The sequence below is a fragment of the Paenibacillus sp. 01T442 genome (assembly GCF_056398345.1).
Map to the genome: position 1 here is coordinate 263,112 of NZ_JBFTPF010000001.1, position 26,087 is coordinate 289,198.

The following is a 26,087-nucleotide window of genomic DNA, read 5'->3' on the forward strand; positions in this document are numbered from 1 at the left end:
AGTGGAGGGATCGCAGTAAAGTGTAAGCATCCATGGAGCGAGGCTTACACGGCAAATGAAAGCGGTTTATTTTTGAGCGATCATTTCCTTGCTGCCACAAAGCTCCACATACAATTCCCTAAGGAGGACATCATTGCAATGAGGAGAATAGGCTTTTTTGCTGTATCCCTGGCGTTACTGCTCGTAATGATACTGACCAATATCGCCTATGCGGACGTATCATCCCACTATCTTAACCCGCTGATGAAAGGAGCCGACCCGACCATTGAGCGGCAAGACGACGGATACTATTATTCGGCGGCAGGCGATGGCAACGTTGTATTGAAACGGCATGAAACCATTCTTGGCGTTTCCACCGCGAAGAGTAAAGAAGTATGGAAGCTACCTGAAAACCTGGAATTTATATGGGGTCCCGATGCGCACAGGATCGATGGCAAATGGTACATCTATTTCGCTTCCGGTCCGAAGGTTAGTGATGAAGCGGGGCGATTCGCTTATGGTCATCCCAGCGCTTATGTTCTGGAGAACAGCTCGCCGGATCCGTTTGAAGGGACCTGGGAACTAAAGGGAACCTATGATAATGGAGACGGACTGACACCCCAACAGGGACTGCTGAATACGCAAAGCTATGGACTGCCAACGGGCTTTGTCACCATCAAGGGGCAGAGATATCTTACGTACACCAAATATTTCTATTTCATAGATCCAAAAACGGGAAAAGAGAGATTTGATGAATGTCCAACAATTGTCAAAATGAAAAATCCGTGGACATTGGAAGGCGAAGAGATTACGTTAGCCAGGCCGACCTACGACTGGGAGAAGTATGTGGATAATGTGAATGAAGGCGCAGCCGTGGTAGAACGAAACGGTAAAGTTTATTTCGCCTATTCAGCAAGCAGCTACACGCATGATAACTATGCTGTCGGCCTGTCCTGGGCCAATCTTGCCMAAAGCGTAGAGAATGAAGCGGCATGGAATAAGCATCCCGAGCCGATCATGAAACGTTCGGATGAAAACGGATCTTATTCGACAGGCTCGCCGTTATTCCTGAAATCCGAAGATGACACAGAGGACTGGATTACCTACCATGGCATACCGACCCATAGTCAAGGCGGCAAGAACAGGGAAGTTCGAGCCCAGCGGATCAATTGGGACGATAATGACTTCATCAATCTGGGTATCCCGTCCAACCCCGGCACCGTGCTTAGCCGCCCTTCGGGGGAGGAGAAGAGCGAAGTCTATGAAGCGGAAGTCGCTGAATTATCAGGGGTCACAAGAGCAACGATGAACAGCATCTATGCCTCGTCCGGCAGATATGCCCGGTACAGTAACAGCAATGTCAACGACTATGTAGCGTTCACGGTCAACACGAATGCAGGGGGAGTCTACTCACTGGATTTCCGTTATAACAACAATACAACAGAAGAAGTTACCATGACACTTGGAGTGAACCAGGAGGCTCCTGCCACGCTTGTATTCCCTTCGAATGCCGGACCGGAGAACAAGCTGAACTTCGATTTAAAAACCGTTCATAACATCAGGCTGAATGCCGGCAGCAACATCGTACGTCTTTCCGGAAAAAGTACTTTGGGACTGGACGCCATTATTGCCAAGAAAAGCGTCTTATACGAAGCAGAAGGCGCAGAGTTGTCCGGCGGCACGGGAATTGCTCAAGATCATACCGGATTTAGCGGTTCAGGCTTTGTTAGAGGGTTCACGGAGCCGAACTCGGCGATCAGCTTTGCCGTAGACGCTTCTCACGCGGGCAGCTATTCGGTCAAGCTGGCTTATGGCTCTGGTCTAGTGGACGATCGAACCTTGTCCATGTATGTGAATGGCTTCAAGATCAAGCAATTGAATCTCTATGGTCTGAAGGACTGGGACAAGTGGGCTGACAGATATGACAATGTATTCCTGAAAGAAGGAAGGAATGTCATTACTTATAAGTATGACAGCGGCGATACGGCGAATGTTAATCTGGATTATATCACCGTTACCGATGCGACGACTTGGACATATGAAGCGGAATCCGCCAAAACGGCAGGTGGGGCGGATGCGGTAATCGTCCAGGCGCAGGATGGAAATACGGGAATTGGTTATGTGAGCGGTCTGTCTCAAGTGAACTCGTCCGTGGAATTCACAGTGGATACCGAGTATGCGGCCTCTTACGATCTCAAGCTGCGGTACGCTACAGAGCAGGGCGGCAAAACATTGTCGCTGGAAGTGAACGGCGCGCCTGTGCAGGAAATCGCACTTCCACATTCCGGAGGCGCTAAGATCTGGAAAGAACAGATTGTAACCGTTCCGCTGAACAAAGGGAAAAACAGTATCGCTTATAGAAGCGTACCCGGAGACTCAGGCGTCATCCATATCGATCATATTCATCTGAATAAACGTACTCCCTGGGAATATCAGGCGGAAGCGGCAACCCTCTCAGGCACGCCGGGGATCGGCAGAGACCGTCTATGGTTTGAAGGCAACGGTTATGTCGGCTTATTCCAGAAAAAAGGGGATGCTGTCCGCTTTGAAGTGAATGTCCCCTATACGGCGGCTTATACGTCAACCTTGCGCTATTCGGGTGTACAGTCGTCGAATCGTACCATGACCTTATATGTGAACGGTAACCGGGTCAAGCAAGTTTCCTTGCCGCCGACAGCGAATTGGGATACCTGGGCCGATGTGACCGAGACGGTCAGTCTGCAGGCCGGGAAGAATACGATTGAATTTCGCCGTGAGGAAGGGGATACCGGACAGCTCAATATAGACAGCCTGATCCTGGACAAATTCAGCGGTGGATTCATGAGCACGAAGGCCAAGGAGATTACCCCCGAGAAGATGGTGAAGATCCAGCCGAAGCACAGCGGCAAGGCGCTGAGCGTGGCAGGTGAGAAGTTCAACCAGGGTGCAGCCGTCATCCAATTTTCCAATGGCGATTCCAATAGTCAATTGATGCGATTCGTAGATCTGGGAACCGGCTATTACCGGATTTTGATTATGCGTGGCGCACGCTTCCTCGATATCAAGCCTGATTCTGGTATCCAAGAGCTTATTCTTAATCAGACTATTGAGGAAGCCCCCATTCCCTCTGATACCGAACAATGGCGCCTGGAGCAAGAGGGCGATTATTACAAAATAATTAACAAAAGCAATGGAAAAGTGATTACGGTCAATGAAGCGTCCAAAGGAAATAACGCTGTTATCCGGTTGGCCGATGATGAGGGGAAAGACCACCAGCGGTTTAAGATCGAGCTGCGCAACTTGTATGATAACACCTTCCACGCGGTGTCTGACATTACTGCTGCTCCGGAGGCTGCGCAGGCCGGCCAGGAGCTGACTCTCTTCGGAACCGTATCGCCGGATTGGGCCACACACAAAAGCATCACTTGGAGCATCAAGGATGCGGGTCAAACAAGAGCTGTCCTAGAGGGGAATGTGCTATCCGCCACAAGAGCGGGAACCGTCATTGTCACCGCTATGATTGACGAAGGAAGCGAGAACGGTGTGAGCTACTCTAAGGACTTCACCATTACCGTCTCCAAGAAGGATGCGGATGTTAGTCCCGAAAAGGCCACCTATGATCTCTATGTTCCCGGGGATATAAGCGCCAGCATTATCTGGAATGAAGCCAAGTCTGTGACCGGAGTGGTTTACGCAGCAACAGTAACTGGCACCGTATATAATGGCACATTAGGTACGGATGGTTATACAATTAGCGGTGATAGGTTGACCATCAACCGCGAGACTATGGCCGCTTTGGGATTAAAGAACGGCGATAAGGCGGACTTCTCAATCCTGTTTAATGAAGGGAATCCCGCTGTGCTAAGTGTCAATGTGGTAGATAGCTTCGAATTGACCAGCCATAGGATTACGGTGAAAACAGAAGGAAACGGCACTGCGGGCGCCAATGTGTCGTTGGCGATCAAGGATACGGCGATTACCTTAACTGCCACACCAGGTCCTGGACAGCTCTTCAAGGGCTGGAAGGTGAATAGTCCCAGCGGTCTCCTTGTGACTGACAATACCTTCACCATGCCAGACGAGGCAGTTGTGATCACAGCGATATTCGAAGCGCCGTCCTACAGCCTGACTTATAACAGCAACGGTGCGGCAAGCGGTTTCGTTCCGGTAGATAACAGCGGTTATGAGCAGGGCGCCACGGTATCGGTCTATGGCAACACCGGCAATCTGAAGAAGTCGGGGTATCTCTTTGCGGGATGGAATGAACGGGCGGATGGCAGCGGAACCAGCTATACGGATGGCCAGCTAATCACGATGGGCGGGGCGAATTTAATCTTGTATGCGCAATGGACGGTTAGTAATTCCGGTGGTTCTCCCGGAGAAGGCTCAAATGAGGATTCTTCCACTGGCAGCTTGCCTTCAACACCAACGAACAATGGCGTTATTTCGAAGGATAGCAGGCAATTTAAGGTTCCTGCAGATAAGAATGGCGAATACGGTATCGATGATGAGATTATGATCAAGATCCCTGCAGGTGCTTCCCATAGAGAATTTCAACTTAACATCAGCAAAATAACAGACACACAAAAGCTTCCTGCAAGCAAAGCTGCTCCAGCTAGTCCTGTTTTCGAGATTCAAAAGGATTTCCAAGGGGAATTTGACAAGGAGATCACGCTGACCCTTACTTTCGATCCTGCCCGAATAGAGAAGGGTCAAAAGCCGGCAGTATTTTTCTATGATGAAGTGAGAAAAAGCTGGATGAAATTAGATGCGCAAGCCAGTGGAGCCACAACGATTACTGTGAAGTTGAACAACGCTGCCAAGGTTGCGGTATTCGGCATCGATCAGGAAGTGAGTCTGCCCGCTCCGAAACCGACGGTAACCTTGAGCGACCTGACGGCGCACTGGGCGGAGGCCGATGTCAAACAAGCGATTGATCTGGGAATTGTCAGCGGTTATCCGGACGGCACGTTCAAGCCGGATCGAATCGTAACACGCGCCGAGTTTGCCGCCATGCTTATCCATTCGCTTAAGGCGCAAGAGAATCTCCCCTACAGCGCGCCGCTTATGTTCACCGACAAGGAGAAGATCGGGGATTGGGCCCTGAATGCTGTGGCGCAAGCGGTGCAAGCAGGGATCATTTCCGGATACGAGGATGGTTCATTCCGTCCGGATGCCGAGATTACCCGCAGTGAGATGGCCAAGATGATTGCGAGCGCTTTGGGTCAGTCAGACGCAGATGCCGAATCTACAGGGTTTGCGGACGACACGACTATTCCAGACTGGGCGAAGGGTGCTGTGGCGGCCTTGAGCAAGCGGGGCATTATTGAAGGCAAAGGAGGGAACCAATTTGCTCCCGGCGATCAAGCAACAAGAGCAGAGGCCATTAGAGTCTTGCTGAACATGCTGCGGAACAGACAATAGAAGTGTGAATGCTTTAGACAACAGGGTGAAATGATTCCAAGGAGGACAGCACATGGTCAAAAAAAAATTCAGACATCTGCTGCTTTGTCTCGCAGTACTGCTAATGCTGCCGCAATGGAGCGGATCGGCATCGGCAGCAGAGCCAACGCCGGCTAAGCCGGAATCAACATCCTCACAGGAGGGGAAACATGTGTCGGATTTTTACAATGTAATCATGCAGACAGGCGCCGATCCCTGGGTTTATAAGCACACGGACGGCTATTACTACAACACCTTTGCAAACGCCAGCGGCGTCGTGATCCGCAGATCGAAGACGATCACCGGCCTTGAGGCGGGCGAACGGCGGCTAGCCTGGACACCGGTCAAGGGCACCATGTACAGTTCCAATGTTTGGGCGCCGGAAATGCATTATCTTCAAGATAGCGACGGCAAATCCAAATGGTATATCTACTTTGCAGCTGACAACGGAACCAACGCGAACCACCGTATGTACGTGCTGGAGAACGACAGTGAGAATCCGATGACCGGCACCTGGGAATTCAAGGGGAAGATTACTGATTCCTCCGACCGCTGGGCGATTGACGGCACGGTGCTAACTGTAAATGGAAAACACTATTTCATCTGGTCCGGCTGGGAAGAAACAGATGGCAGTTTCCAAAATTTATATATTGCGGAGATGAGCGATCCACGAACCATAAGCTCGGAACGGGTATTGCTCTCGACGTCTGAATATGATTGGGAATCGTCGCCGGCCAGGATCAATGAAGGTCCCCAAGTCACGATAAAGGGCGACACGATCAATCTGGTTTATTCCGCGAACGGAAGCTGGACAGACAGCTATTGCCTCGGGCTGATCACAGCCAAGATCGGCGACGACTTGATGAGTCCCGCTTCCTGGGTGAAAAAAGACACGCCTATCTTCTCCAGCGCCAACGGTGTTAACGGCCCGGGCCATCACAGCATCGTCACGTCTCCCGACGGCACGGAGGACTGGATCATCTACCATGCGGCTCGCTGGCCGGGATCGGGATGGACCCGCAAGGTCCACACACAGAAATTTACCTGGAATGCAGATAATACGCCGAACCTGGGACAGCCCGTAGATCCGAACTCACCTATTGCCACGCCTTCAGGGGAGCCGGCACGTCAACGTTATGAGGCGGAAGATGTCCTGCTGGTGAAAGCTCCCGGCGTCGGAACCGGTCCCGCTGTCCGGCTGGAAAGCAGCGCTTCAGGCGGGATGAAGATTGCCAATATCAAGAACGATCATGATTATGCCCAGTTTACAGTCAACGTGCTGGAATCAGGATTTTATGTGATGTCCGTACGCAATGCCAACGGCTCGTCGAATGGGGCGGACGCTTCTCATATCTTGTCGGTTAACGGCGGCTCCGGCGCAAATTTGAACATCGTCTATGCCGGCTGGAATCGATGGGGAGTTTCCACGGCAAAAGTTTATCTTCAGCAAGGCGACAATAGCATCCGCTTCTCGAAGGGGAACAACCTTGCTGAGATCGACAGCCTGGATCTATTTAAGCTGGATGCATCCGAAATGTTATTCGGTGCTCCGGGGTACACGTTGGGGTTAGGAGAAACCCGCAGCTTGCCCCTGTATACCGTAAAAGGGACTACCTATAACACTGTTGACACAGGAGCAATCTTCAGTTCTTCCGATCCGAAGGTTACCGTTATTGACGGAGGGGTTAGGATTAAGGCAATAAGTGCTGGCAGTGCCACAATCACCGCCACCTATAATGGGAAAACGGCCACTGCCACGGTTACGGTTGCTGCGGAGCCTAAATCTGTGCAGTCCGTTGCCATTGGCGGATTGGACCGCATCCTGACCAGCGGGCAGACTAGCGGGCCCATGCAGGTAACGGCACTTTATAACAACGATGAGGTTCAGAATGTGTCAGCGGCTGCCCTATATACCAGCAGCGATCCCGGGGTGGCCGGAGTTGATTCCGTAACCCGGTCGGTCTATGCGGTTAAACCGGGCACAGCTCTTATTACAGCCGAATACAACGGGAAGAAAGCAGCGCTCAACTTAACTGTTATTGAAGCAACTGATACGGTTCAAACCGCTTCCTCTGTGAAGACGCCATCCGGAGTGGCTCCAGAGCTGCCAAGCGTTATTGATGTTGTTTACAACAGCCAGTCGAAAAAGGCCGAGATCGTCGGATGGGAGCCGGAGGGTCTTGATTTTAACACCATTGGTACTGTTCAGGTGCCTGTCACCCTGAAGCTGGATGGCCGTAATTTTCCATCCACCGTTGCCGTAAACGTTATTCCGGGATGGGGTCTTGATGAGGTTGTGAGCCAACTCCGCAATAAGCTTACCAACTTCTCTTATCCTCTGGGCGATGGGCTGGGCAATTATAGCCAATCCCAATATGATGCCTTCGTGGCCGAAGTGAACAAGGCGGAAGTGATGGCACGGAACGCAGGTCTGAGTAAAAGAGAGTTTGACGAAGAACTGGAAAGGCTGACTCAAGCGGAAGAGGCTTTGTTAAATTCGCTGAACAGCATTCAAGACGGCGTAGTGTTTAACGCTTACCGGGATTTCTCCGGCGACACGGTCGGCAAGTATCCTTACGGGTTTACAACCGAGGATTTGACCAATGGCGCTGCCGCCACTTTGCAGGAAGAGGCAGGGAATAAATTCCTCCGGCTGACCACAACAGCTGCTTCGGGCAAGGCCAACCTGATCCTGCCGTATGCAGGTGAGGTAAAGGCCGAGGCGGATCAGCGCATCGTAATCGAATACCGCGCCAGACTAAACACCAGCTTCCAGTACGCCAATGGCGCCATGATGCGAAACGACAGCGGCACAGGCAATTATTCCATGGTCACGGCTTTTGATACGGGTAAAATTGTCGTGCAGAATGGACCGTCGACGAAGGTTAAAGTCAAAGACTATCAGCTGAATACCTGGTACCAAGTCAAAATGGTGGCAAATTGGGAGGCCAAGACTTATACAGTCTATATCGACGACGTTGAGGTGGCCACCGACTTCAACTTCCGCCACACAGGCGGAAACAAGCTGACCGTTCAAAGGTTCGGTATCGATGGCTACGCCAACGCCTCCATCGACTTTGACGATTTCAAAGCGATGGTAACCGGAGTACCGAAAGCAGCTCCCGAGGGGCTCAAGATCACTAATGAAACAGCGGTTGGGGCAAAAGATGGACGTATCGCCGGTGTCAATCCATTCATGGAATGGTCCACCGATAATGGAAGCACCTGGTTGCAGATCGAAGGGGATACCCTTTCAAACCTTTCACCCGGAACTTACTGGGTTAGGTACGCCGAGACGGCTACACATAAAGCTAGTCCCCATGTGGAGTTGATCATTGCAGTCTATACAAAGCCGGTACATGTCACCGGAGTGAGCCTGAATCAGACCGCCGCCCAACTGTATACCAACCAAGGGGATTCGACTGTCCAGCTTACCGCAAAGGTGGAACCCGCTGACGCAGCCAACAAGACCGTGACCTGGAGCAGTTCCAATCCGGCTGTGGCCACCGTGGATGGACAGGGGCTTGTGACGGTTCATGCCTCTGGTAAAGCCGTTATTACGGTTACCACTGAGGACGGCGGCTCCACAGCTTCTTGTGTTGTAACAGTGGGTGTATATGATAACGACAGCGGTGAAAGTGGCGGAGGCCTCCAAACGGGCGGAAGTAATCCCGTTGTCCCCACAACGCCGTCTACTGAGGTCAAGAATGGGGATGGCAGCACGACCACCAGTGTCAAGGATCCAACTACCGGTACGATGACAGAGACGACTGTCTGGCCGAACGGCGATCGCAAAGTAATAACCAAAGAAAGCAATGGTACAGTTACCGAGATTATCATTAAGAAGAATGGAAGCAAGCGTGAGACGGTGAGCAAGCCCGATGGAAGCAGCCGCACGGTCTCAACGGATACGCAAGGAGTCAGGGTTGAGACCGTCACAAGTCCGCTGGGAGAAGTAACAGCTACAGTTCGACTGCCTGATGGCGTACAGCAAGCACGGGTCACAGTTCCGTTCAAGAATGCTTCCGCCTCCACGGTAGCCTATACGGTTCGGATTAATGGAACCAGGGAAGTGATAAACACGGTTATTACTGAAGCCGGATTAAGCTTCACTGCCAAGAGCAGTATGACGGTGCAGCTGATTGACAATAAGGTTGTTCTCCGGGATGTGCCTGGCAGCCATTGGGCTGCGGAGGCGATTGCCTTCATAGCAAGCCGCGAATGGCTGCTTGGAACGGAGAAAGGGATCTTCGCTCCCGATGTATCCATGAGCCGGGCCATGTTATTTACCGTGTTGGCCCGTGTGCATGGCGTTGAGACCGAAGGCGGGGAATATTGGTACAGCAAGGCGAAAGACTGGGCTACCGCTTCCGGGATCAGCGATGGCAGTGTGCCCGAAGCTTCCATGACCCGGGAACAACTGATTACTGTCCTGCACCGTTACGCAGGACAGCCAGCTGCAAGCAGCAATGGCAAGAACTTTGCGGACAGCGGTGAAGTGTCCGCCTGGGCCAATGATGCTATCGATTGGGCTGTATCGGCAGGTATTCTTAACGGCAAACCGGGGAACCTTCTGGAGCCTGCCAGTGTTGTCTCCCGGGCGGAAGTATCCGCCATGATCATGCGCTTTATAGCGTGGCGCAGCAATTAAAGTGATTGAGTGGATCACAGGACAAAACCAAGGAGCCAAGCGGGAACACCCGCCAGGCTCCTTGGTTTTTGTCTCTGCGCGGGCGGCCGGCTGGCTGGTTGCCATTTCCGGGAGACTTCTGATGTTTTGAAGGAGAAACAAAAATCGCACAGAAACACCTAAAGATTCTTAAGGCCAGGAATTGACGAACTGCGGTACATTATAAGCATCACATCCAACAAATACTTTCAACTGAAAGAAGGGGAGCCATGAGAACAACGCCAGCCGCCGTAGCAACGGATAGAGCACCGGCAGCCAAAGAGGCCTTTTACCAGACAAAGCGGTTTCGGCAGAATATTCCGCTATTTGTTATGCTTATACCGGGATTGCTGTATTATCTGATATTCCGCTACTTGCCTATGGGCGGTCTTGTGATCGCTTTCAAGAACTACAATTTTCACGATGGCATATGGTCAAGTCCGTGGGTGGGGTGGAAATACTTCGAGCTTCTATTCCAGTCCCACGTCACGCTGCAAATTATTTGGAATACCCTTACCCTTAGCGTTCTGAGCCTGATCTTCGGGTTCCCTGCGCCGATTATTATCGCCATTGCCTTGAATGAGGTCGGGAAGAGCTGGTTGAAGCGCTGGATTCAAACCATTATATATTTGCCTCATTTTTTGTCCTGGGTCATCGTTGCAGGCATTATCCTGACCCTGTTCTCCATCGACGGCGGCACCATCAACAAGCTGCTGGGCCAATGGGGGATGGAGCCGGTGCCTTTCCTGTACCGCGCAAACTCATGGGTCGCCATCTTTATTGGCTCAGGTATGTGGAAAGAGATGGGCTTCGGCGCTATTATCTATCTCGCCGCTCTCTCCGGCATTGACCCCAGCCTGTACGAATCCGCTGGGATGGACGGTGCAGGCAAGTTTAGGCAGATTTGGCATATCACTCTGCCGGGCATCCGTTCTACGATTATCCTGCTGCTGATTCTAGGAATGGGCCGTCTGATGGAAGTAGGGTTTGACCAGGTTTACAATCTGCAGAACCCCACTGTCCTGCAGAAAGCGGAGGTCATCAGCACCTACGTATACAAAGTGGGGCTGCAGCAGGCGCAGTTTGGCCTGACCACAGCCATGGGCTTGTTTGAATCCTTTGTCGGTCTGGTGCTTGTGCTGTCGGCTAATGCATTGGCCCGTAAATTCGATCAGGGATTATTCTGAAGAAAGGTGGGAATTCCTCTTGAGGGAATCAACAGGCGGTAAAATTTTTGTAATCGTTATTCACGCTGTACTGATCATCATTTCGCTCACCTGCATCCTGCCTTTCCTGCATTTGATTGCGCTGTCCGTAAGCTCGGGGCATGCGGTTGATCTGGGTCAAGTCTGGTTCTGGCCAGTAGGGCTTGATTTCACCGTGTACAGATACTTTTTTGAGAATACGCCGGCCCTGCGCGCCTTTGCCAACAGCGTGATCATTACCTTATGCGGAACGGCCTTGAGCATGCTGGCCACAGTGTTGACGGCCTATCCCTTATCCCGCCGTTACCTCTACGCCCGCAAGCCGATCACAACGGCTGCATTGTTCACCATGCTCTTCAGCGGAGGCATGATCCCTACTTATCTGGTCATGAATAGCCTGCATTTGACCAATACTTACTGGTCCCTGTGGCTTGGCGGGCTGATCAGCACCTATAATATGCTGATTATGAAAAGCTATTTTGAGAGCACCCCGGGAGAAGTGGTGGATTCCGCCCAGATTGACGGTTGCGGCGAGGTCCAGCTGCTCATGCGCATCATACTGCCCTTGGCTCTTCCCATGCTGGCTACGCTGACGTTATTCTACGGGGTGGGCTACTGGAACATGTTCATGAGCGTTATTCTTTACATTAGTAAGACGAATCTGCAGAATCTTACTGTTATCGTTCAGGGGATGCTGCAAATTCAGGGAAACTTCAATGTGTCCGCCATGGATATGATGCAGCAGCAGGAAATGGTATCCGAAAAGCTGAAAGCGGTTGGGGTTATGGTCATGGTCGTGCCCATGCTGGCGGTATATCCTTTCTTGCAGAAGTATTTTGTCAAAGGCATTATGCTTGGTTCTATCAAGGGTTAGCGGCAACAATGAAATTAATCATAGATTGAGGKGGATACCATATGTTTGGACAAACATCCGTACCAAAAATGAAGATCACGCTGGCGCTGGGACTGTCGGCGGTTATGGCGGCAGGGGCAACAGGTTGCAGTCAGAAGGAAGGGGAGACTAAGGGGCAAGCCGAAGTAAAAGCCACAATTACCGTTTCCAACTATGACAGGGGCAATATTCCCGCAGCGGAAGGAACAGTTGAGGAGAACCGTTGGACCAAGTGGATTAATGAGCATTCTCCCGTAACAGCTCAGTATGTGCCGATTTCCCGTGCGGAGGCAGTCAAGAAGCTGAATGTGTTGTTCGCATCGGGCAGTGCGCCGGATATCGTCAATGATTTCGACACGGGCTTCCGGAATTCTCTATACCAGCAGAAGCAGTTGATGCCTCTGGACGATTACTTGAAATATGCGCCTGAATACCAGAAGATGCTGGATAAGTACCCTCAGCTTCGCAAGATAGGCACGAAGCCGGACGGCAAGCTATACGAAATCGGCAAAATTAATGAGCCCCACCTGCAGAGTGTAGCCTTTATCCGGATGGATTGGCTGAAAAAATTGAACCTGGAGGTTCCGAAGACGACCGAAGAATTGCTTGTCGTTCTGAAAGCATTCGTTGAGCAGGATCCTGACGGCAACGGGAAGAAGGATACCTATGGAACCAATATGAGCTACACCTCGGACGGCATGGTGGACTCCATGTTCGGCTCGTACGGCTGGAAAATCTCCAGTGACGACAAAATTATCCGGACTTGGGACAATACGCTGGAATCTCTCAAATTCAAGAAACGATTGTTTGAGGAAGGGCTTATCGACAAGGATTACCTGGCGGACAAAAACGGAGCCAAAGCCAAGCAGGATTTCCTGAACGGAAAAATAGGCGTATATCTTCCTCCAGCTATCACCAACTGGTTTGAGAATACGGTAACGGACATCAAAACGCTTCGCAAGGTCGTTCCGGAGGCGGTAATTGCGCCGATGGCGCAGCCAAAGTCCCCCATGGGACAATTCGTTCACCATGTGGTCAATCCGGTTCAAATGACCACAGTGATCAATGCCGCTGCCAAAAATCCCAAGGCTGCTATGGAATATATTAACTTCATCATCAAGCCGGAGACCGGACTCATTCTGAAAAAAGGAATTGAAGGAGAGCATTGGAAAAAAGGGGCGGATGGTTTTCCTAAGGTCATTGATCCTGTCAAAAACGCCAAGGAACTGGATTGKGCCATGGACTACTCCATGTTTTACTCCATCCCCGAGAACCCGCTTCTGAATTCCACCACGGCGTTCGACGTCAGTGACCCTGACCAGAAGGCCGGTCTGGACATGCTGAAGAAAGCCGACGAGTTCTTGCTTAATCCCGAGGCCCAGTATCCCGCGCTGAGTCACTATGAGCATATGCCTACTCTGCCAAGTGAGTTGGTCGTGATCAATACTAATGTCGACAAGGAAATGAAGGACATCTTTGCCAAAGGCATTATCGGCGGGGCCAAATATACGCCTGAGCAGGCCGTAGCGGATGCCAAAGCGGCGTGGGAGAGAGGCGGCGGCAAACAGATCGAGGAATTCATGAATACCTGGTACAAAGAAAATAAAGATAGAGCCTTCCTGGGTAAGGATATCCTGGAGTTGGTCCGCTCCCAGCATAAGAAGTAAGGGCTGATGGGGCTGGAATAGAATGAATGCAGACTTGGTTCGGCAAAGGTCGGGCCAAGTTTGCTTTCGGAACATTTTATATGAGAAGGAGTATAAGAATTATGACAAACGAAATGCTGCTCCAAAAAATCGGACTGGTCGTAGACAAGCTTATGAATCTGGGCGGCAGCGACTATGAAAAGGATAAAACCGTGGTCCAGGCCGATACAAGAAAAGGGATTGTCCAACGGGATTTCGGCATTGAAGAATGGGACTGGCCCCAGGGCGTCGGTCTCTATGGTCTGTATAAACTGCAGAAATATTATAGCGATCACCGCTATATGGCGTTTTTTCAGAACTGGTATTCCCGCAATTTGGAGGTGGGTCTGCCATCAAAAAATATTAATACGACCGCCCCTTATCTGGCTCTGGTTCTGCTCATGGATCAGCTCGAGCCTTCTAACCAGCTGGAACAGCTTTGCCAAGCTCACGCGGATTGGCTCATTCATGAGCTGCCCAAAACCAAAGAAGGCGGCTTCCAGCATACCGTCACTGCCATTGGCAACCGGGATGGCATCCATTTACACAATGGGCAATTATGGATCGATACGCTCTTTATGGCGGTTCTGTTTTTGAACCAAGCCGGGCGCAAGTTCAACCGGCCGGAGTGGGAGCAAGAAGCCGTACACCAGATTCTGCTCCATATCAAGTACTTGTTCGACAAACATACCGGACTGTTCTTCCACGGCTGGAGTTTCGAACGCAATGATAATTTCGGCAGCATCTTCTGGTGCCGCGGAAATTCCTGGTTCACCTACGGCCTCATCGATTACTTGGAAACTTGCCAAGATACGATGAACCCGGGCGTTCGTCAATTTTTGGTTGATACGTATAAGGCTCAGGTCAATGCGCTGGTTCCGCTCCAGGCCGCTTCCGGTCTCTGGCACACAGTCCTGCAAGACCCARCCAGCTATGAAGAGGTATCCGGATCGGCCGCAATTGCTGCGGGTATCCTAAAAGGCAAAAAAGCCGGTATCCTGGACTCCTCCTATCAGGCTGTCGCAGACAAGGCTATCCAGGCGGTTTGTCAAAATATCGGCGGGGATGGAACCGTGCTGAATGTGTCGGCCGGAACCGGTATGGGAATGGATAAAGACCACTATAAAAATATTGCCATCATGCCGATGGCATATGGACAGTCCCTTGCTCTTATTGCCTTGTATGAAGCTTTAAAATAATACGGGTAAACCGGACCGGAATGTGACGCGCTTTCTTCCTACGTAGACAGGTAATATGAACCTTGTTTGCTTGGATGGAAAGCGTTTTATCATATAATATGAAATTAAGGGGGGGAGCTGATTGAATCCCACAAGCTGGCCGGGGTATATAGCCGGAAAAATAAAGGGCAGCTTCAAGATCAAACTGATCGTGCTGCTCTCATGTATGGTAACACTTTCCTTTGCCTTGGCGGGCTGGATGGTTTACCGCTCAAATATCCAGTTAATGGAGGGGGAAATTAGCAGGCAGTTCTCCATCGCCAACGAACAGGCTTTGGCCCGGCTGGAGATGTCCTTCCAGGAAATCAACCGGGTATCCCAATCCATTATCCTCAATCCGAACATTGAAATGTTCCTCAGGGAGAACATCGTTCCCGTGAGCGATTCTTACACCCAATTCAAGAACCGCAAGTATGTAGAAGAGCAGTTGAATATGCTGCTGGTAGATGCGCCGTCTATCCGTTCCGTTTTCCTGTACAATGAGAACGGCGAAATGACGGTTCTCTCCAAAACTGGTGTGTCGGGAGAACCGAGAACGGATGACTTGACCAGGATAATGGAAAAACTTAAGCCCCATCGGGGGAATATGGTCTGGGGCCGTGCCGAGGCGAACAGCACCATTGATCCGGACGGTCGCAGAACGGTTCTGGTTGCAGCCAGACGGATGCTCAATGAGAAGCTGATCCCGTACGGCACCATGGTGATGGTGATAGAGGAAAGCCTGATATCCAAGGTGCTTCGGGATCTTACGGAGAACGGCAGCGGCAAGGTGCTGCTGCTAGAGCCTATGGGCGGTATGCTCTACTCCAATGCCGACCAGAGCGAGATGGATCAACTCTTGCAACTGACAGAGGCCAATTATCCCCGTTACGTCAAAATGAATGGCATCACCTATTTGTTTGTCCGCCACGAGCTGATTCCAGCAGCCTTTATCCTATACGGAGGAGCTTCCTTGCAAGAGATACAGAGGAAAAATAAAGACATCATCCGGGTATTGGCATTTGCCGGAATCGGCGTGATCCTGCTCAGTGCACTGCTTATTATGATTTCCACCCGGACGCTCCTGACTCCTCTGGCCCATCTGATGCAGGGACTGCGTATGCTGCGTTCCGGCGATTTCACGGTCCGTGTCAGAGTGGATTCCGGCGATGAGCTGGGCTACATCGGAGACAGCTTTAACAGCATGGCAGAGCAAGTGAGCGAGCTGATTAATAAGGTATATTTGGCCCAGATCAGCCAGAGGGAATCGGAACTGAAGGCGATCCAGGCACAGCTGAACCCCCATTATCTGCACAACCTGTTCAATGAGCTGTATTGGAAGCTGTACAGCGACGACCAGGAGGAGGCGGCGCTTCTGATCAACGCAATCTCGGAGATGTTGAAGTATTCCCTTAAATCTGTCCAGACGGATACGACGCTTGGCGAAGAGCTGCATCAAATCCGCAATTACATCAAGATCCAGACAGAGCTGTTCACCGGCGAGATTGAAACCATTATTCAAGCTGAGGAGTCCCTGCTGAATCTGCGGATGATGCGATCCCTCTTGCTGCCAGTGGTGGAAAATGTTTTTGTGCACGCTTTCCGTGATATGGAGGAAGACCGGGTGCTGCGGATTAAAGCGTTCCTGTTAAATGAGGCGCTCCATATCGAGGTGGCTGACAACGGATGCGGCATGGATAAAGAAACCCTGAGAACCTTGACAGAGGCGGAGGCTGATCTTCCGGACGGCAATAAGACGGGAATCGGCTACAAAAGTGTGCTGCGGCGCATTCAACTGGTATACGGACCCGCATATGGCGTGGAGATTAGCAGCAGTAAAGGGAAAGGAACGGTTGTTCACATGGCGCTCCCTATTAAATCCGGGACACTGGGGAGTCATGAGGAGGGGAAAGGATGAAGGGCAAGCTGTTTATTGCAGAGGATCAGCCCAACTTCCGCAAGGGGCTGCGGAGGCTGGTGGGGAAGCGGTCCACCGAGTGGGTGGTGATGGGGGAAGCGGCCAATGGCCGAGACGCCTTGTTCATGATGGAGAAATGTGTCCCAGATCTCTTGCTGACCGATATCCGGATGCCCCATATAGATGGTCTGCGGCTGGCAGAAGAAATCAAAAGCCGCGGTTGGCTGACGAAGATTGTGATTGTAACCGGATTTAAGGATTTTTCGTATGCCCAGTCCGCCGTCAAGTTCGGAGTGATGGATTTTATCACGAAGCCTTGTGTAGAAACGGATATATTAAGCATACTCGACCGGATTTATGTGCAGCTCATTGAAGAAAACCAGTCCCAGCTTTTGGTGGAGGGCTGGAAGCGCCAGCATGAAGACAGCGTGCTGCGCTCGGCTATTATGGGCATGCCCTGCAACGGCGAAGAGGTGGAGGCTCTGCTGAAGCAATGCGAGCTGCATTTTCTCCGTATTCCTACCTATTTCCCCCCGGAAAAGCATTATACCGACCGGGATGTGCCGCTTTTGCAGTTCGCTTTCGCCAATATTGCCGGGGAGCACTTGAATAAACGGTTTCCCGACGGCTTTCGCCTGTTTCCTTTGAACGCATCGGAGTGGGCTTTATTGGTGGACCGGAGTACTACTCGGCCAGATACAACCCCCTCATGGCTGCAAATACTCACCGATTCAATTCATCAATATCTAAGGCTGCCTCTTGAATGCAGTGGACAAGGACTATGCGCCAGCACGGAAGAATTGCACCAGGGCTATAGACGGTATTGCCGGGGAGGGGAAAGGGAACACGGTTCTGCCAACGAATCACTGCTCAACCAGACGGCGCTTTACGAGAAGGAGAAGGAAATTGTAACCTGGCTTATGTCGGAGGATAACAACCGGTTGAGCCGTGAGCTGCAGGAGCAAGCCGTCCGTATCAGCCATTTGCCCCCGCAAACCGCCAAGATCGAAGCGCTGCTGCTGGTTGCGGCCATTCTCCGATTGGTGCAGGTCCAGTTTCCCGAATGGCAAATGGCCTTGCGCCCCATAGAGTGGGATTCTATCTACAAATGTGCGACGCCGGAGAATATTGCCGCATGGTTGCAGGGATACATCCAGGAATTCCTGCAATCCCACAATAACTGGCTTGCCAGCAAGAATGATAATCCGGTCAAGCAGGCCATCCGGTTTATTGAAGAATCATACATGGGAGTATGCGGCTTGGCCGAGGTAGCGGCCCATGTCCATCTCAACCCCAGCTACTTCAGCAATCTATTTAAAAAGGAAACCGGGGAAGGTGTAACCGGCTATATCCAGAACCTCCGCGTACAGAAAGCGAAGCTTCTACTGAAAAGCACAGATATGAAAATATTCGAAATTTCTGAGGCCACCGGCTTCAACGACTCCAATTATTTCACGCATCTGTTCAACAGAATAGCGGGAGTCTCCCCTAAAGAATACCGCAAGCAGATGGCTGGCCAGTGACTAGAAAAACATAACCTGATTATCATGAGCAGAGGCGGTAACGGCCCCAATGGGAGATACGTTCTCTTCAAAAAGTACCTGACGAAAAAGAAGCGCTCTGGCTTGGAGCAGAGCTTTAAGACTTATGAGTGTGAAGAATGCAGTGATTGTCCGATGAGAGCGGCGTGCACAAAGGGAAAAGGCAACCGCCAGGTTCACTGGAACACGGTATGGGAAGAGTTGAAAACAAAAGCGAAAAGCGCTCTTGGTGATGACAAGAAATCCGCAATCTATGCTCAGCGTAAAGTCGAGGTAGAGAGCGTATTTGGTCGCATCAAGGGCAATCGGTCGTTCCGCCGGTTTTCCTTGATGGGGTTGGAAAAGGTTCACGGAGTTTGGGATTGTGGCTATGGCCCACAATCTCCTGAAAGTAGCAGGCATTCGCCTCGCTGCTTTCCTACAAAACAGTGCCAAAAAAAGTTGGACGGAAAACATGTCGTTTTTTCCGCCCAACTTTTTTATTTTAGGGACTTATTGGATAGCACCTTTGGCATGCCAAAACCAATTTGTCACCCAACATCATGCAGATGGGATGGCAACTGCTCCTTCTGTCATTAAGCGAACAAGCAGGATTGCTCATATCATTCATTTGGCTACCGAATCTGCATGCACCTGCCGGTATTCCGTGGGCGTCATGCCGTAATATTTCTTAAAGTTGCGCAGGAAGCTTGAAAAGTTGGCATACCCGGTTTGAAGCGCAATCTCGTTCAACTTGAGAGCGGTTTCGAGCAGCAGTCCGCTAGCGGCCTTCATGCGCACTTCGATTAGGTAGTCGATGAAATTCATCGTCGTGTGCTCTTTAAACAGCTTGCTTAAGTAATTGGGGGAGATGCCGAACAGATCAGCCATGTAATTCACTGATATGTCGCTATTTACATAATGAACCGTCAAATAGGCTTGGATGGCTTCAATGAGATCATTCGTCTTCTTGCGGGCGCTCCGCTTCTCGATCATGGCCATAATCAGCCCGCACAATTGCCCGCAGAGCACCGAACGCATCTCCTGTATCGTTTCGCAATGCTTAAATCGGTCAAGTACGGTTTCCTTATCCTCTCGAAACCTCTCGTCCAGACTCGAATCCGCCGCGATCCGAAGCGCCTTGAGCAGCACCTGAAGGCAGAGCTGCACCATCATATCCTTGGTTAAATTAGAGACTGCCGCGTTGTCGAACAAGCCGTCCAGCTGCCGGTTCGTCCGATCGGCATCCGCCTGTTTAATGGCCTCGAGCACCGCGTCCACGGCCTCGAACACATCCATCATTTTACGGCTATCCCAGGAACCAGCCTGCTACGAGGTGATAATCGCATTCGGGCCGGTCAAAATTTTATATGCAATAAACGCCGACGATTCCAGATATGACGTTCGAATATCCCGAAAATCGGGATAAGGGGAGCCTACCCCGATGCTGATCGTCTTTTTGAACAACTGCTCGGTTTTGGCCCGCAATCGTTCCGCAAAGGACAGCGCCAGTCCGGCGTTATCGGCAGGACGGCCACAGGCGAAGCTCAGCAGAATGACCGCTTGATAATCGTCGATTTGTACGGCTGACCCTTTCATGGCCTCCCCATCTTGGAGGGAGCCGATCGATTCCTCGCCAACGTTGCACAGTGCGTAGAGATATAGTTGCAAATCGCCGGAGCTCTGCACCGACTTGTGATCGAATTCGGCGGTGAGCACGATATAGTAGGTTGTAAGGGACTTGGAAAGCAAGGGACGTTGCAAGAAGGGCTGTTACCCAAAACGGTTGCAATAAGGCATATGCCGAAATGAATTTATGCTTGTGAGGGTAGGTGCACGACCGAAGAAACCTCTGTAATGGATCTGGAGGAATAGCCCCAAGCGAATGTGGGGACATCACTTCGTCAGGAGGGATGCCATAGTGTAAGTTTTACGAAATTGGGAGATGAGTCTCAGACGTTCGATAGCCTCGTCCGAATGGTTGCGTTAGTTTATCGTCCTCTCTCTGGACATGCCGACTGTTAACAAGCCTTTCTTTTCATGGTAACGAATGGTGTGAGCTGTTACTCAGTGTAAATGGATGGTTATCATGAAGTAATTAATCGTGATTGGTTACTTTATACTCTCTTTCGAATGAGAGCCACACCAATCATGCATAAAGGAAGTAGTACTCCAAATGTGAAGGCATAGGGAAACCATATTTTTGATACGAAGTGAAGGAAATAGCTTTCGTTTGGATATGCAATGATAGATAACACAATCAAAATCATCCCAAAAGGGAAAAACAAGGGGCGGATTTCTTCCATTTTGATAACCTGAGCGAAACTAAGGACTGAAGCATAGAAACAAATCGTTAGTTTAAAAAAGATCGTAATAAACCAGATCCCCGCCATTATGACTTCTAATCTTTCTAGAAATTGTCCAACGCTAATCATTTTCGCTAAACTATAGCTTGGATACAAATTCCTTGCGGTAATACCTGCACCAAGAACAAGAATCGAGATCAAAGTTATCACAATCAATAATATTCCCGCGATCAGCGTCCCCACGAAAAACGCTTTATTTGCTTTTTTCACACCATTCACGAAAGGAATAACCATCAATAACACGATAAGTTCCATAAAAGGGGTTCCTGTAAAAGGTAAGCTCGCTCTGATGACAGGAATAATACCTTCGCCGAGATAAGGTTTAAGCTGAACAAGCTGGAATTGCGGTGCCAGAAATAAAACCATAGCAAAAAAGAATATCATAACCCATGGAAAAAAAATTTCCCCGGTACGTGCAATAGTTTCTATACCCTGCCAACTTGCCATTATAACAACTGCGAGAAAAATCATAAGTATAAATTGAAGCGGTGTATCGGGGAGAACCTGAGTTACCACAAAGTCGCCGATGTTCCGCAATACAAGCGCTGCAAGAAGGAAGAAGAAACAGAAATAAAGCAGAGAAACTATTTTACCTATCCAAATGCCAAATAAAGTCTCACACATCTGTACCAATGTTTGGTTCGGAAATTGTCTTACCAATGCTTGATAAAGAAAGACGGTCAGCAAACCAAAACACACGGACAGAATGGCGGCTATCCATGCGTTTTGCTTCGCTTCCGCTGCTAGACCAGAAGGGCTTATTAATATGGAGCTTCCAACTGTGAATAGTATGACAAGAATGGTAAATTGTCGGATGCCAATGATACTTTTTCCCATTTCTTTGTTATGCCTCCTCTCGTATGTACGCAATTTCACTGTAAAAACCCTAGAATGAAATCGCTACACGGTTGAAAAACAAAGGTGATGAGATCTAAGGGATTAGGCAATTCCATATGCATACTTTGAGCAATGCTTAGTATTGTACCTAGCAATACTAAACAACAAACGATAACGAATTCTTTATACAGCTTTTTTTTCATAAGCGATGGAAGTTCCAACATCGCGATAGTTGCAGAGGCCAAAAGTATCGCTGTAATCGTCCACATTTTTGATCATTCCTTTGTTTTTTGTACCAGAGAATCACTTACAGTGCCCAGACGACGAATTTTCACTTCTGTCTTCACAAGTACAGGTAAATCGGAAAATTGTTCTTTCCAACTTTCTTTATTTTTATTCCAATATTTAGGGTCTGCTCGATTTATCGCTTCACCAAAGCCGAAAATATCAACATTATATTTTTTTGCTTTTTGAATGGTGGCCTCCAGAATATTTTTCACGTCTTCTTGCGCCAATACCTCCAGATTCTGGATAGTTTCCGGATTAAGCAGATCGATCTTGCATTGGACTTCACCCACATTCTCCTCGAGAAAAACATCAACCATGATTTGCGGTTTGCCATTTTCTACTTTGCCTTTCATTTTTGTTTTAGTGCGTACTACATCTAATGCTAAAATACCCCCTTTTGGACAATCGATATGTCCGATCGTACTTTCAACGTTGTTTATTAAATAGTTGTAGCCTTTGCTTTCTTTATCATTAAGCCAACCGACAAGTTTGTCATTTTCAAAAAGCGCTAAACCCGCATATACCAAAGATGTAGGAGGATCTGTTCGGTATACATTACTCTTTTCACTACCTTTACTCGGATCCCCCTTAATTAGGATACCAGTTAGTACAGGATCTTTTCCCTCTGTTTGCAGATCGGAAATTAATTTGTCTAATTTTACTTTTACAGTAGGCGCCCAAACCTTTTCTGACATCTCCAACGTGGAAAATAATTTATTTGAGGGGATTTTCTCGATGGGCGTAAGTACATTTAATACATTCTCAGCGGTTGTTCCTCTGGCTATGACGATATAGAAATCAGAACGCATTTCATGATTTCTTGAAATCCCATCCAGAATCGGCGTAATCCCTTCCCTAGCCAATTCTTCACTAATCACAAGCATCCTAAGATGGGAAGAGTACACCTTTCTTGGACTTTGTGTGGTAATTTTCCTTAAAGATTCAAATATGGTTTTGGATGTAGCTTTAAAGGTGCTTACGGGTGTTGTTGTTCCACCCCCGCCCTTTTTTGAAGCCACTTCACTGGGGTTAACAACTTGAATCGTCACCTGCACTTGATCATCTTTTTTATCGAAACCCATACCAACCGAAATCGCGAGGTCATTAAGCTCGCGCCGACTCCAACATCCCGTGAGTAACCCAATTGTGACGAATAAGGCAACAAATACCATAACATATCTTCGCATTACCGATGACTCCTTTATCTATGGCCTGTTTTCAGGCTTATTCGAAGAGGCATTGTTTTCTCGAATGTTGTTTTTTTGACTAATGAGCCTAGGCCTAGTAGACAATGCCCATTGCGGGAAACGAAAAATAGTATCTTTCTGATCCGCTAAGATAAAAGGTGCCATAGGAGACATGTACGGAATACCGAATGACCTTAAACTACTCAAATGAATAACGATAGCGATTAGCCCTACAGTTACACCAAATAATCCAAACGAAGCCGCTACTAGCATCAATAGAAATCTCAAAATCCGAATCGTAATCCCCATATTGAAGGATGGAATAACAAAATTGGAAATGGCAGTAATGGCCACTATAATAACCATCGCAGGAGAAACCAAACCTGCTTCTACTGCTGCTTGACCGATTACTAATGCCCCTACGATTGAAACAGCTTGTCCGACAGTCTTCGGCAACCTCACACCGGCTTCTCGAAGGATTTCGAAAGTTACTTCCATGACAACCGCTTCGATAAATGCTGGGAAAGGAATCCCCTCTCTTTGAGCAGCTAAACTGATTAGTAAAGAGGAGGGCAACAATTCTTGGTGAAAAGTGGTTATGGCAATATATAGGGATGGAGCCAACAAAGATATGAAAAAACAGGCATAACGAAGTAATCGAAGAAGTGTTGCGAAATCTGCTCGTTGGTAATAATCTTCCGCCGATTGATAAAATTGAGTAAACAAAGCAGGCGCCATAAGCACAAAAGGAGTGCCATCGACAAGAATAGCAATACGTCCTTCCATTAAGCCTGCGGCGACAACATCGGGGCGTTCCGTATTGTACAGGGTAGGGAAAGGTGAGTATGTTTCGTCTTGGATCAGCTCTTCGACATAACCACTTTCAAATATCGCATCGATATCGATACGTCCAAGCCGTATTCTTGCTTCCTGTACCAACTTGTCATTCACAATGCCATTCATATACATGATGGCTACTTCTGTTTTACTTTTACGCCCGATTGTCATGGATTCCATCCATAGGTCAGGGTCTTTTATTTTACGTCTGACGAGTGCGGTATTGGTACTTATTTGCTCTGTAAACCCTTCCCGTGGTCCTCTTACAACCGATTGCGTGGTCGGTTCTTCAACGGAACGATGCTCCCCGCCTTGTGTATTCGCCGCTAACCCCTGCCCCCACCCATTCAATAAAATAACTGTTAACCMCGCTAAAATAGCTTGGTATAAGGACTCGAAATCGGGAATTTCGCGAACTTGACCGAGTGTACTCATTGCATTTTTTAAAGCACTCATCGGGGACTCACTTAAATCAACTTTTAAATTTTCGGTAAGCAGAGCTTGAATAGAACTTGGATTAATCAGTCCATTAATATAAATAAATCCAATTTGCGTCGAATCCGATTCATTCAGATTGATGGTTTGCGTTATGATATCGTTACTATTTCCAAAGGCTTTCTTAACTCTGTCCATGTTAAGTTCAAGTGACAGCTCAAGTGATTCTGTTGAGAACGACGAGCTAATCTGATCGAGCCTTGTTTCAACTGCGCGCTTCTTATTATTCCGAAAAATTCTCTCGATGAAATCCATGATAAATGATATCCCCTCCTACTCAAGTATTCTTATTCTTTGACAATGGCTTTCGAATGGCTCCAACCCCCAGTATGAGTAGTGGATACACTAGCCCAATAGTTATTACATAAGGAATATAAGTTTTGGAATCAAACTCTGCCATATAAGCAACATTGGGATAAACAACAAGTGAATAAACAACCATAATCATTCCTAATGGTAAAACAAGCGGTCGATAATCTTTTATATTCAATATTTGAGCTAGACCCATAACAAAAGCATAAAAATAAAAAGTTGTCTTAAAATAAACCGTTAGAAACCAAATCCCTGCAATTAGGATTTCAACACGTTCCAAAAAATTGCCAATGTTTATTTGTTTGGCTAAAGCATAGCTTGGAAACATATGACTTGCAGTTATTTTATTTCCCAATACGGTTATGCATAAAAAAGTGATCATTACGAAACAAAAACCGCCTAATAAGGTAGCAATCAGGAAAGCTTTTTTCGTTTTTTGATTTTGATTGACATGAGCTGGGAATACCATGAACAGCACGATAAAAGGAAGTGAAGAAGTACCAGCAACCGACAAAGCCGCTTTTATCAGGGGTTTATATCCAACTGTGAACATGGGCTGCAACTTATCAAATTGAATCTCCGGTACGAGACATATAACCAAAATAATAAATAGCAGAATGATCCATGGAAAAAAAATCTCTGCCGCGCGGACTATGGCTTCAAGTCCAAGACGCACACCCATGACAACGACGATGCCAAAAATAAGATTGAGAGCTTGAATGGGTGTATCAGGCATAACTTGTGTGTTCACAAAATTCCCCATATAAAACAAGACCGTAGTTGCGCCGACAAATGTAAAGAAAATAAATACTAGGGAGAGCAGCTTCCCCAGCCATTTCCCAAATAATATTTCATTATATGAAGTAAGGCCCATGTTCGGAAAATAATCTCCAACCTTGTTGTATAAACAGACGACTAATAAATTAAGGCCAACTCCGATTATAGCGGCGAGCCAGGCATCCTGTTTAGCATCCACAGCAAGCCCCGATGGAATAACCAGGATTGTAGTTCCAATCGTAAATATCATTACGAGTACTGCAAATTGGCTCACGGATATTTTAACGTCTTCCATACTTCCCTCACTAATGATTCAATTTATTGATACTATTCCCCATATTTCCAAAAATCATCAATAAAGACAGCTTACCCAATTGTTTGCACGATGATTGCCATAGAAAATACACCTCTTCGAATTGCAAAGGGGTGTACTCTACTACTTGTTATTTCATATCCATAATTTGGATTAATCAAAAAAATGT

15 protein-coding genes are annotated in these 26,087 nt (G+C 48.6%); 9 read left to right on the plus strand and 6 right to left on the minus strand.

Features of this window, described 5'->3' with window-relative positions; genetic code table 11:
• Positions 1-138: 138 nt before the first annotated feature.
• The 9 genes from AC1DLM_RS01155 to AC1DLM_RS01195 all read left to right on the plus strand — a co-directional run bounded on the left by AC1DLM_RS01155 (position 139) and on the right by AC1DLM_RS01195 (position 19,106).
• The gene (locus AC1DLM_RS01155) at positions 139-5,382 is read left to right on the plus strand and encodes an S-layer homology domain-containing protein (protein ID WP_477568810.1); all 5,244 of its coding nucleotides are present in this window, start codon (positions 139-141) and stop codon (positions 5,380-5,382) included.
• A gap of 103 nt (positions 5,383-5,485) precedes the next feature.
• Positions 5,486-10,051 carry a family 43 glycosylhydrolase gene (locus AC1DLM_RS01160; protein ID WP_477569056.1) on the plus strand — a complete coding sequence of 1,522 codons (4,566 nt, stop codon included), beginning with the start codon at positions 5,486-5,488 and terminating at the stop codon, positions 10,049-10,051.
• A gap of 248 nt (positions 10,052-10,299) precedes the next feature.
• A complete protein-coding gene (locus AC1DLM_RS01165; RefSeq protein ID WP_477568811.1) occupies positions 10,300-11,256 on the plus strand; it encodes an ABC transporter permease in 957 nt (318 codons plus the stop codon).
• On the plus strand, positions 11,219-12,148 hold the full coding sequence (locus AC1DLM_RS01170) for a carbohydrate ABC transporter permease (protein ID WP_477568812.1): 930 nt from the start codon (positions 11,219-11,221) through the stop codon (positions 12,146-12,148). The genes AC1DLM_RS01165 and AC1DLM_RS01170 overlap by 38 nt, the downstream gene beginning before the upstream one ends.
• 41 nt (positions 12,149-12,189) lie before the next feature.
• Complete coding sequence (locus tag AC1DLM_RS01175) at positions 12,190-13,833, plus strand: extracellular solute-binding protein (RefSeq protein ID WP_477568813.1); 1,644 nt, start codon at positions 12,190-12,192, stop codon at positions 13,831-13,833.
• A 101-nt stretch (positions 13,834-13,934) separates the two neighbouring features.
• Positions 13,935-15,050: a glycoside hydrolase family 88/105 protein gene (locus tag AC1DLM_RS01180; protein WP_477568814.1), complete on the plus strand. Its 1,116-nt coding sequence runs from the start codon at positions 13,935-13,937 to the stop codon at positions 15,048-15,050.
• A gap of 121 nt (positions 15,051-15,171) precedes the next feature.
• Entirely contained in the window at positions 15,172-16,986 is a 1,815-nt protein-coding gene (locus tag AC1DLM_RS01185; protein WP_477568815.1) for a cache domain-containing sensor histidine kinase, read from the plus strand.
• Positions 16,983-18,509, plus strand: coding sequence for a response regulator transcription factor (locus AC1DLM_RS01190; protein ID WP_477568816.1), 1,527 nt, complete (start codon positions 16,983-16,985; stop codon positions 18,507-18,509). Before AC1DLM_RS01185 ends, AC1DLM_RS01190 begins: the two co-directional genes overlap by 4 nt.
• A gap of 24 nt (positions 18,510-18,533) precedes the next feature.
• The gene (locus AC1DLM_RS01195; RefSeq protein ID WP_477568817.1) at positions 18,534-19,106 is read left to right on the plus strand and encodes a transposase; all 573 of its coding nucleotides are present in this window, start codon (positions 18,534-18,536) and stop codon (positions 19,104-19,106) included.
• A gap of 27 nt (positions 19,107-19,133) precedes the next feature.
• Here AC1DLM_RS01195 and AC1DLM_RS01200 read toward each other — a convergent pair whose 3' ends face one another.
• The 6 genes from AC1DLM_RS01200 to AC1DLM_RS01225 form a co-directional block, all read right to left on the minus strand.
• Positions 19,134-19,787 (minus strand): helix-turn-helix transcriptional regulator, encoded by a 654-nt coding sequence (locus AC1DLM_RS01200; protein WP_477568818.1) that lies wholly within the window; start codon positions 19,785-19,787, stop codon positions 19,134-19,136.
• Between the two features lie 48 nt (positions 19,788-19,835).
• Positions 19,836-20,270, minus strand: coding sequence for a hypothetical protein (locus AC1DLM_RS01205; protein WP_477568819.1), 435 nt, complete (start codon positions 20,268-20,270; stop codon positions 19,836-19,838).
• A gap of 353 nt (positions 20,271-20,623) precedes the next feature.
• A complete protein-coding gene (locus AC1DLM_RS01210; protein WP_477568820.1) occupies positions 20,624-21,709 on the minus strand; it encodes a GerAB/ArcD/ProY family transporter in 1,086 nt (361 codons plus the stop codon).
• Positions 21,710-21,984: 275 nt separating this feature from the next.
• Positions 21,985-23,184, minus strand: coding sequence for a Ger(x)C family spore germination protein (locus AC1DLM_RS01215; protein WP_477568821.1), 1,200 nt, complete (start codon positions 23,182-23,184; stop codon positions 21,985-21,987).
• Between the two features lie 18 nt (positions 23,185-23,202).
• Positions 23,203-24,771, minus strand: a complete 1,569-nt coding sequence (locus AC1DLM_RS01220; RefSeq protein ID WP_477568822.1) for a spore germination protein — start codon at positions 24,769-24,771, stop codon at positions 23,203-23,205.
• A gap of 22 nt (positions 24,772-24,793) precedes the next feature.
• Complete coding sequence (locus tag AC1DLM_RS01225) at positions 24,794-25,900, minus strand: GerAB/ArcD/ProY family transporter (protein WP_477568823.1); 1,107 nt, start codon at positions 25,898-25,900, stop codon at positions 24,794-24,796.
• Between the last annotated feature and the right edge of the window lie 187 nt (positions 25,901-26,087).

Excerpts from the sequence above, each read along its gene's own strand:
- AC1DLM_RS01195 (WP_477568817.1), top strand. The coding sequence starts at position 18,534 with ATGAGCAGAGGCGGTAACGGCCCCAATGGGAGATACGTTCTCTTCAAA.
- AC1DLM_RS01215 (WP_477568821.1), bottom strand. The coding sequence starts at position 23,184 with ATGCGAAGATATGTTATGGTATTTGTTGCCTTATTCGTCACAATTGGG.
- AC1DLM_RS01225 (WP_477568823.1), bottom strand. The coding sequence starts at position 25,900 with ATGGAAGACGTTAAAATATCCGTGAGCCAATTTGCAGTACTCGTAATG.
- AC1DLM_RS01160 (WP_477569056.1), top strand. The coding sequence starts at position 5,486 with ATGCTGCCGCAATGGAGCGGATCGGCATCGGCAGCAGAGCCAACGCCG.
- AC1DLM_RS01170 (WP_477568812.1), top strand. The coding sequence starts at position 11,219 with ATGCATTGGCCCGTAAATTCGATCAGGGATTATTCTGAAGAAAGGTGG.
- AC1DLM_RS01210 (WP_477568820.1), bottom strand. The coding sequence starts at position 21,709 with ATGGGAAAAAGTATCATTGGCATCCGACAATTTACCATTCTTGTCATA.
- AC1DLM_RS01165 (WP_477568811.1), top strand. The coding sequence starts at position 10,300 with ATGAGAACAACGCCAGCCGCCGTAGCAACGGATAGAGCACCGGCAGCC.
- AC1DLM_RS01190 (WP_477568816.1), top strand. The coding sequence starts at position 16,983 with ATGAAGGGCAAGCTGTTTATTGCAGAGGATCAGCCCAACTTCCGCAAG.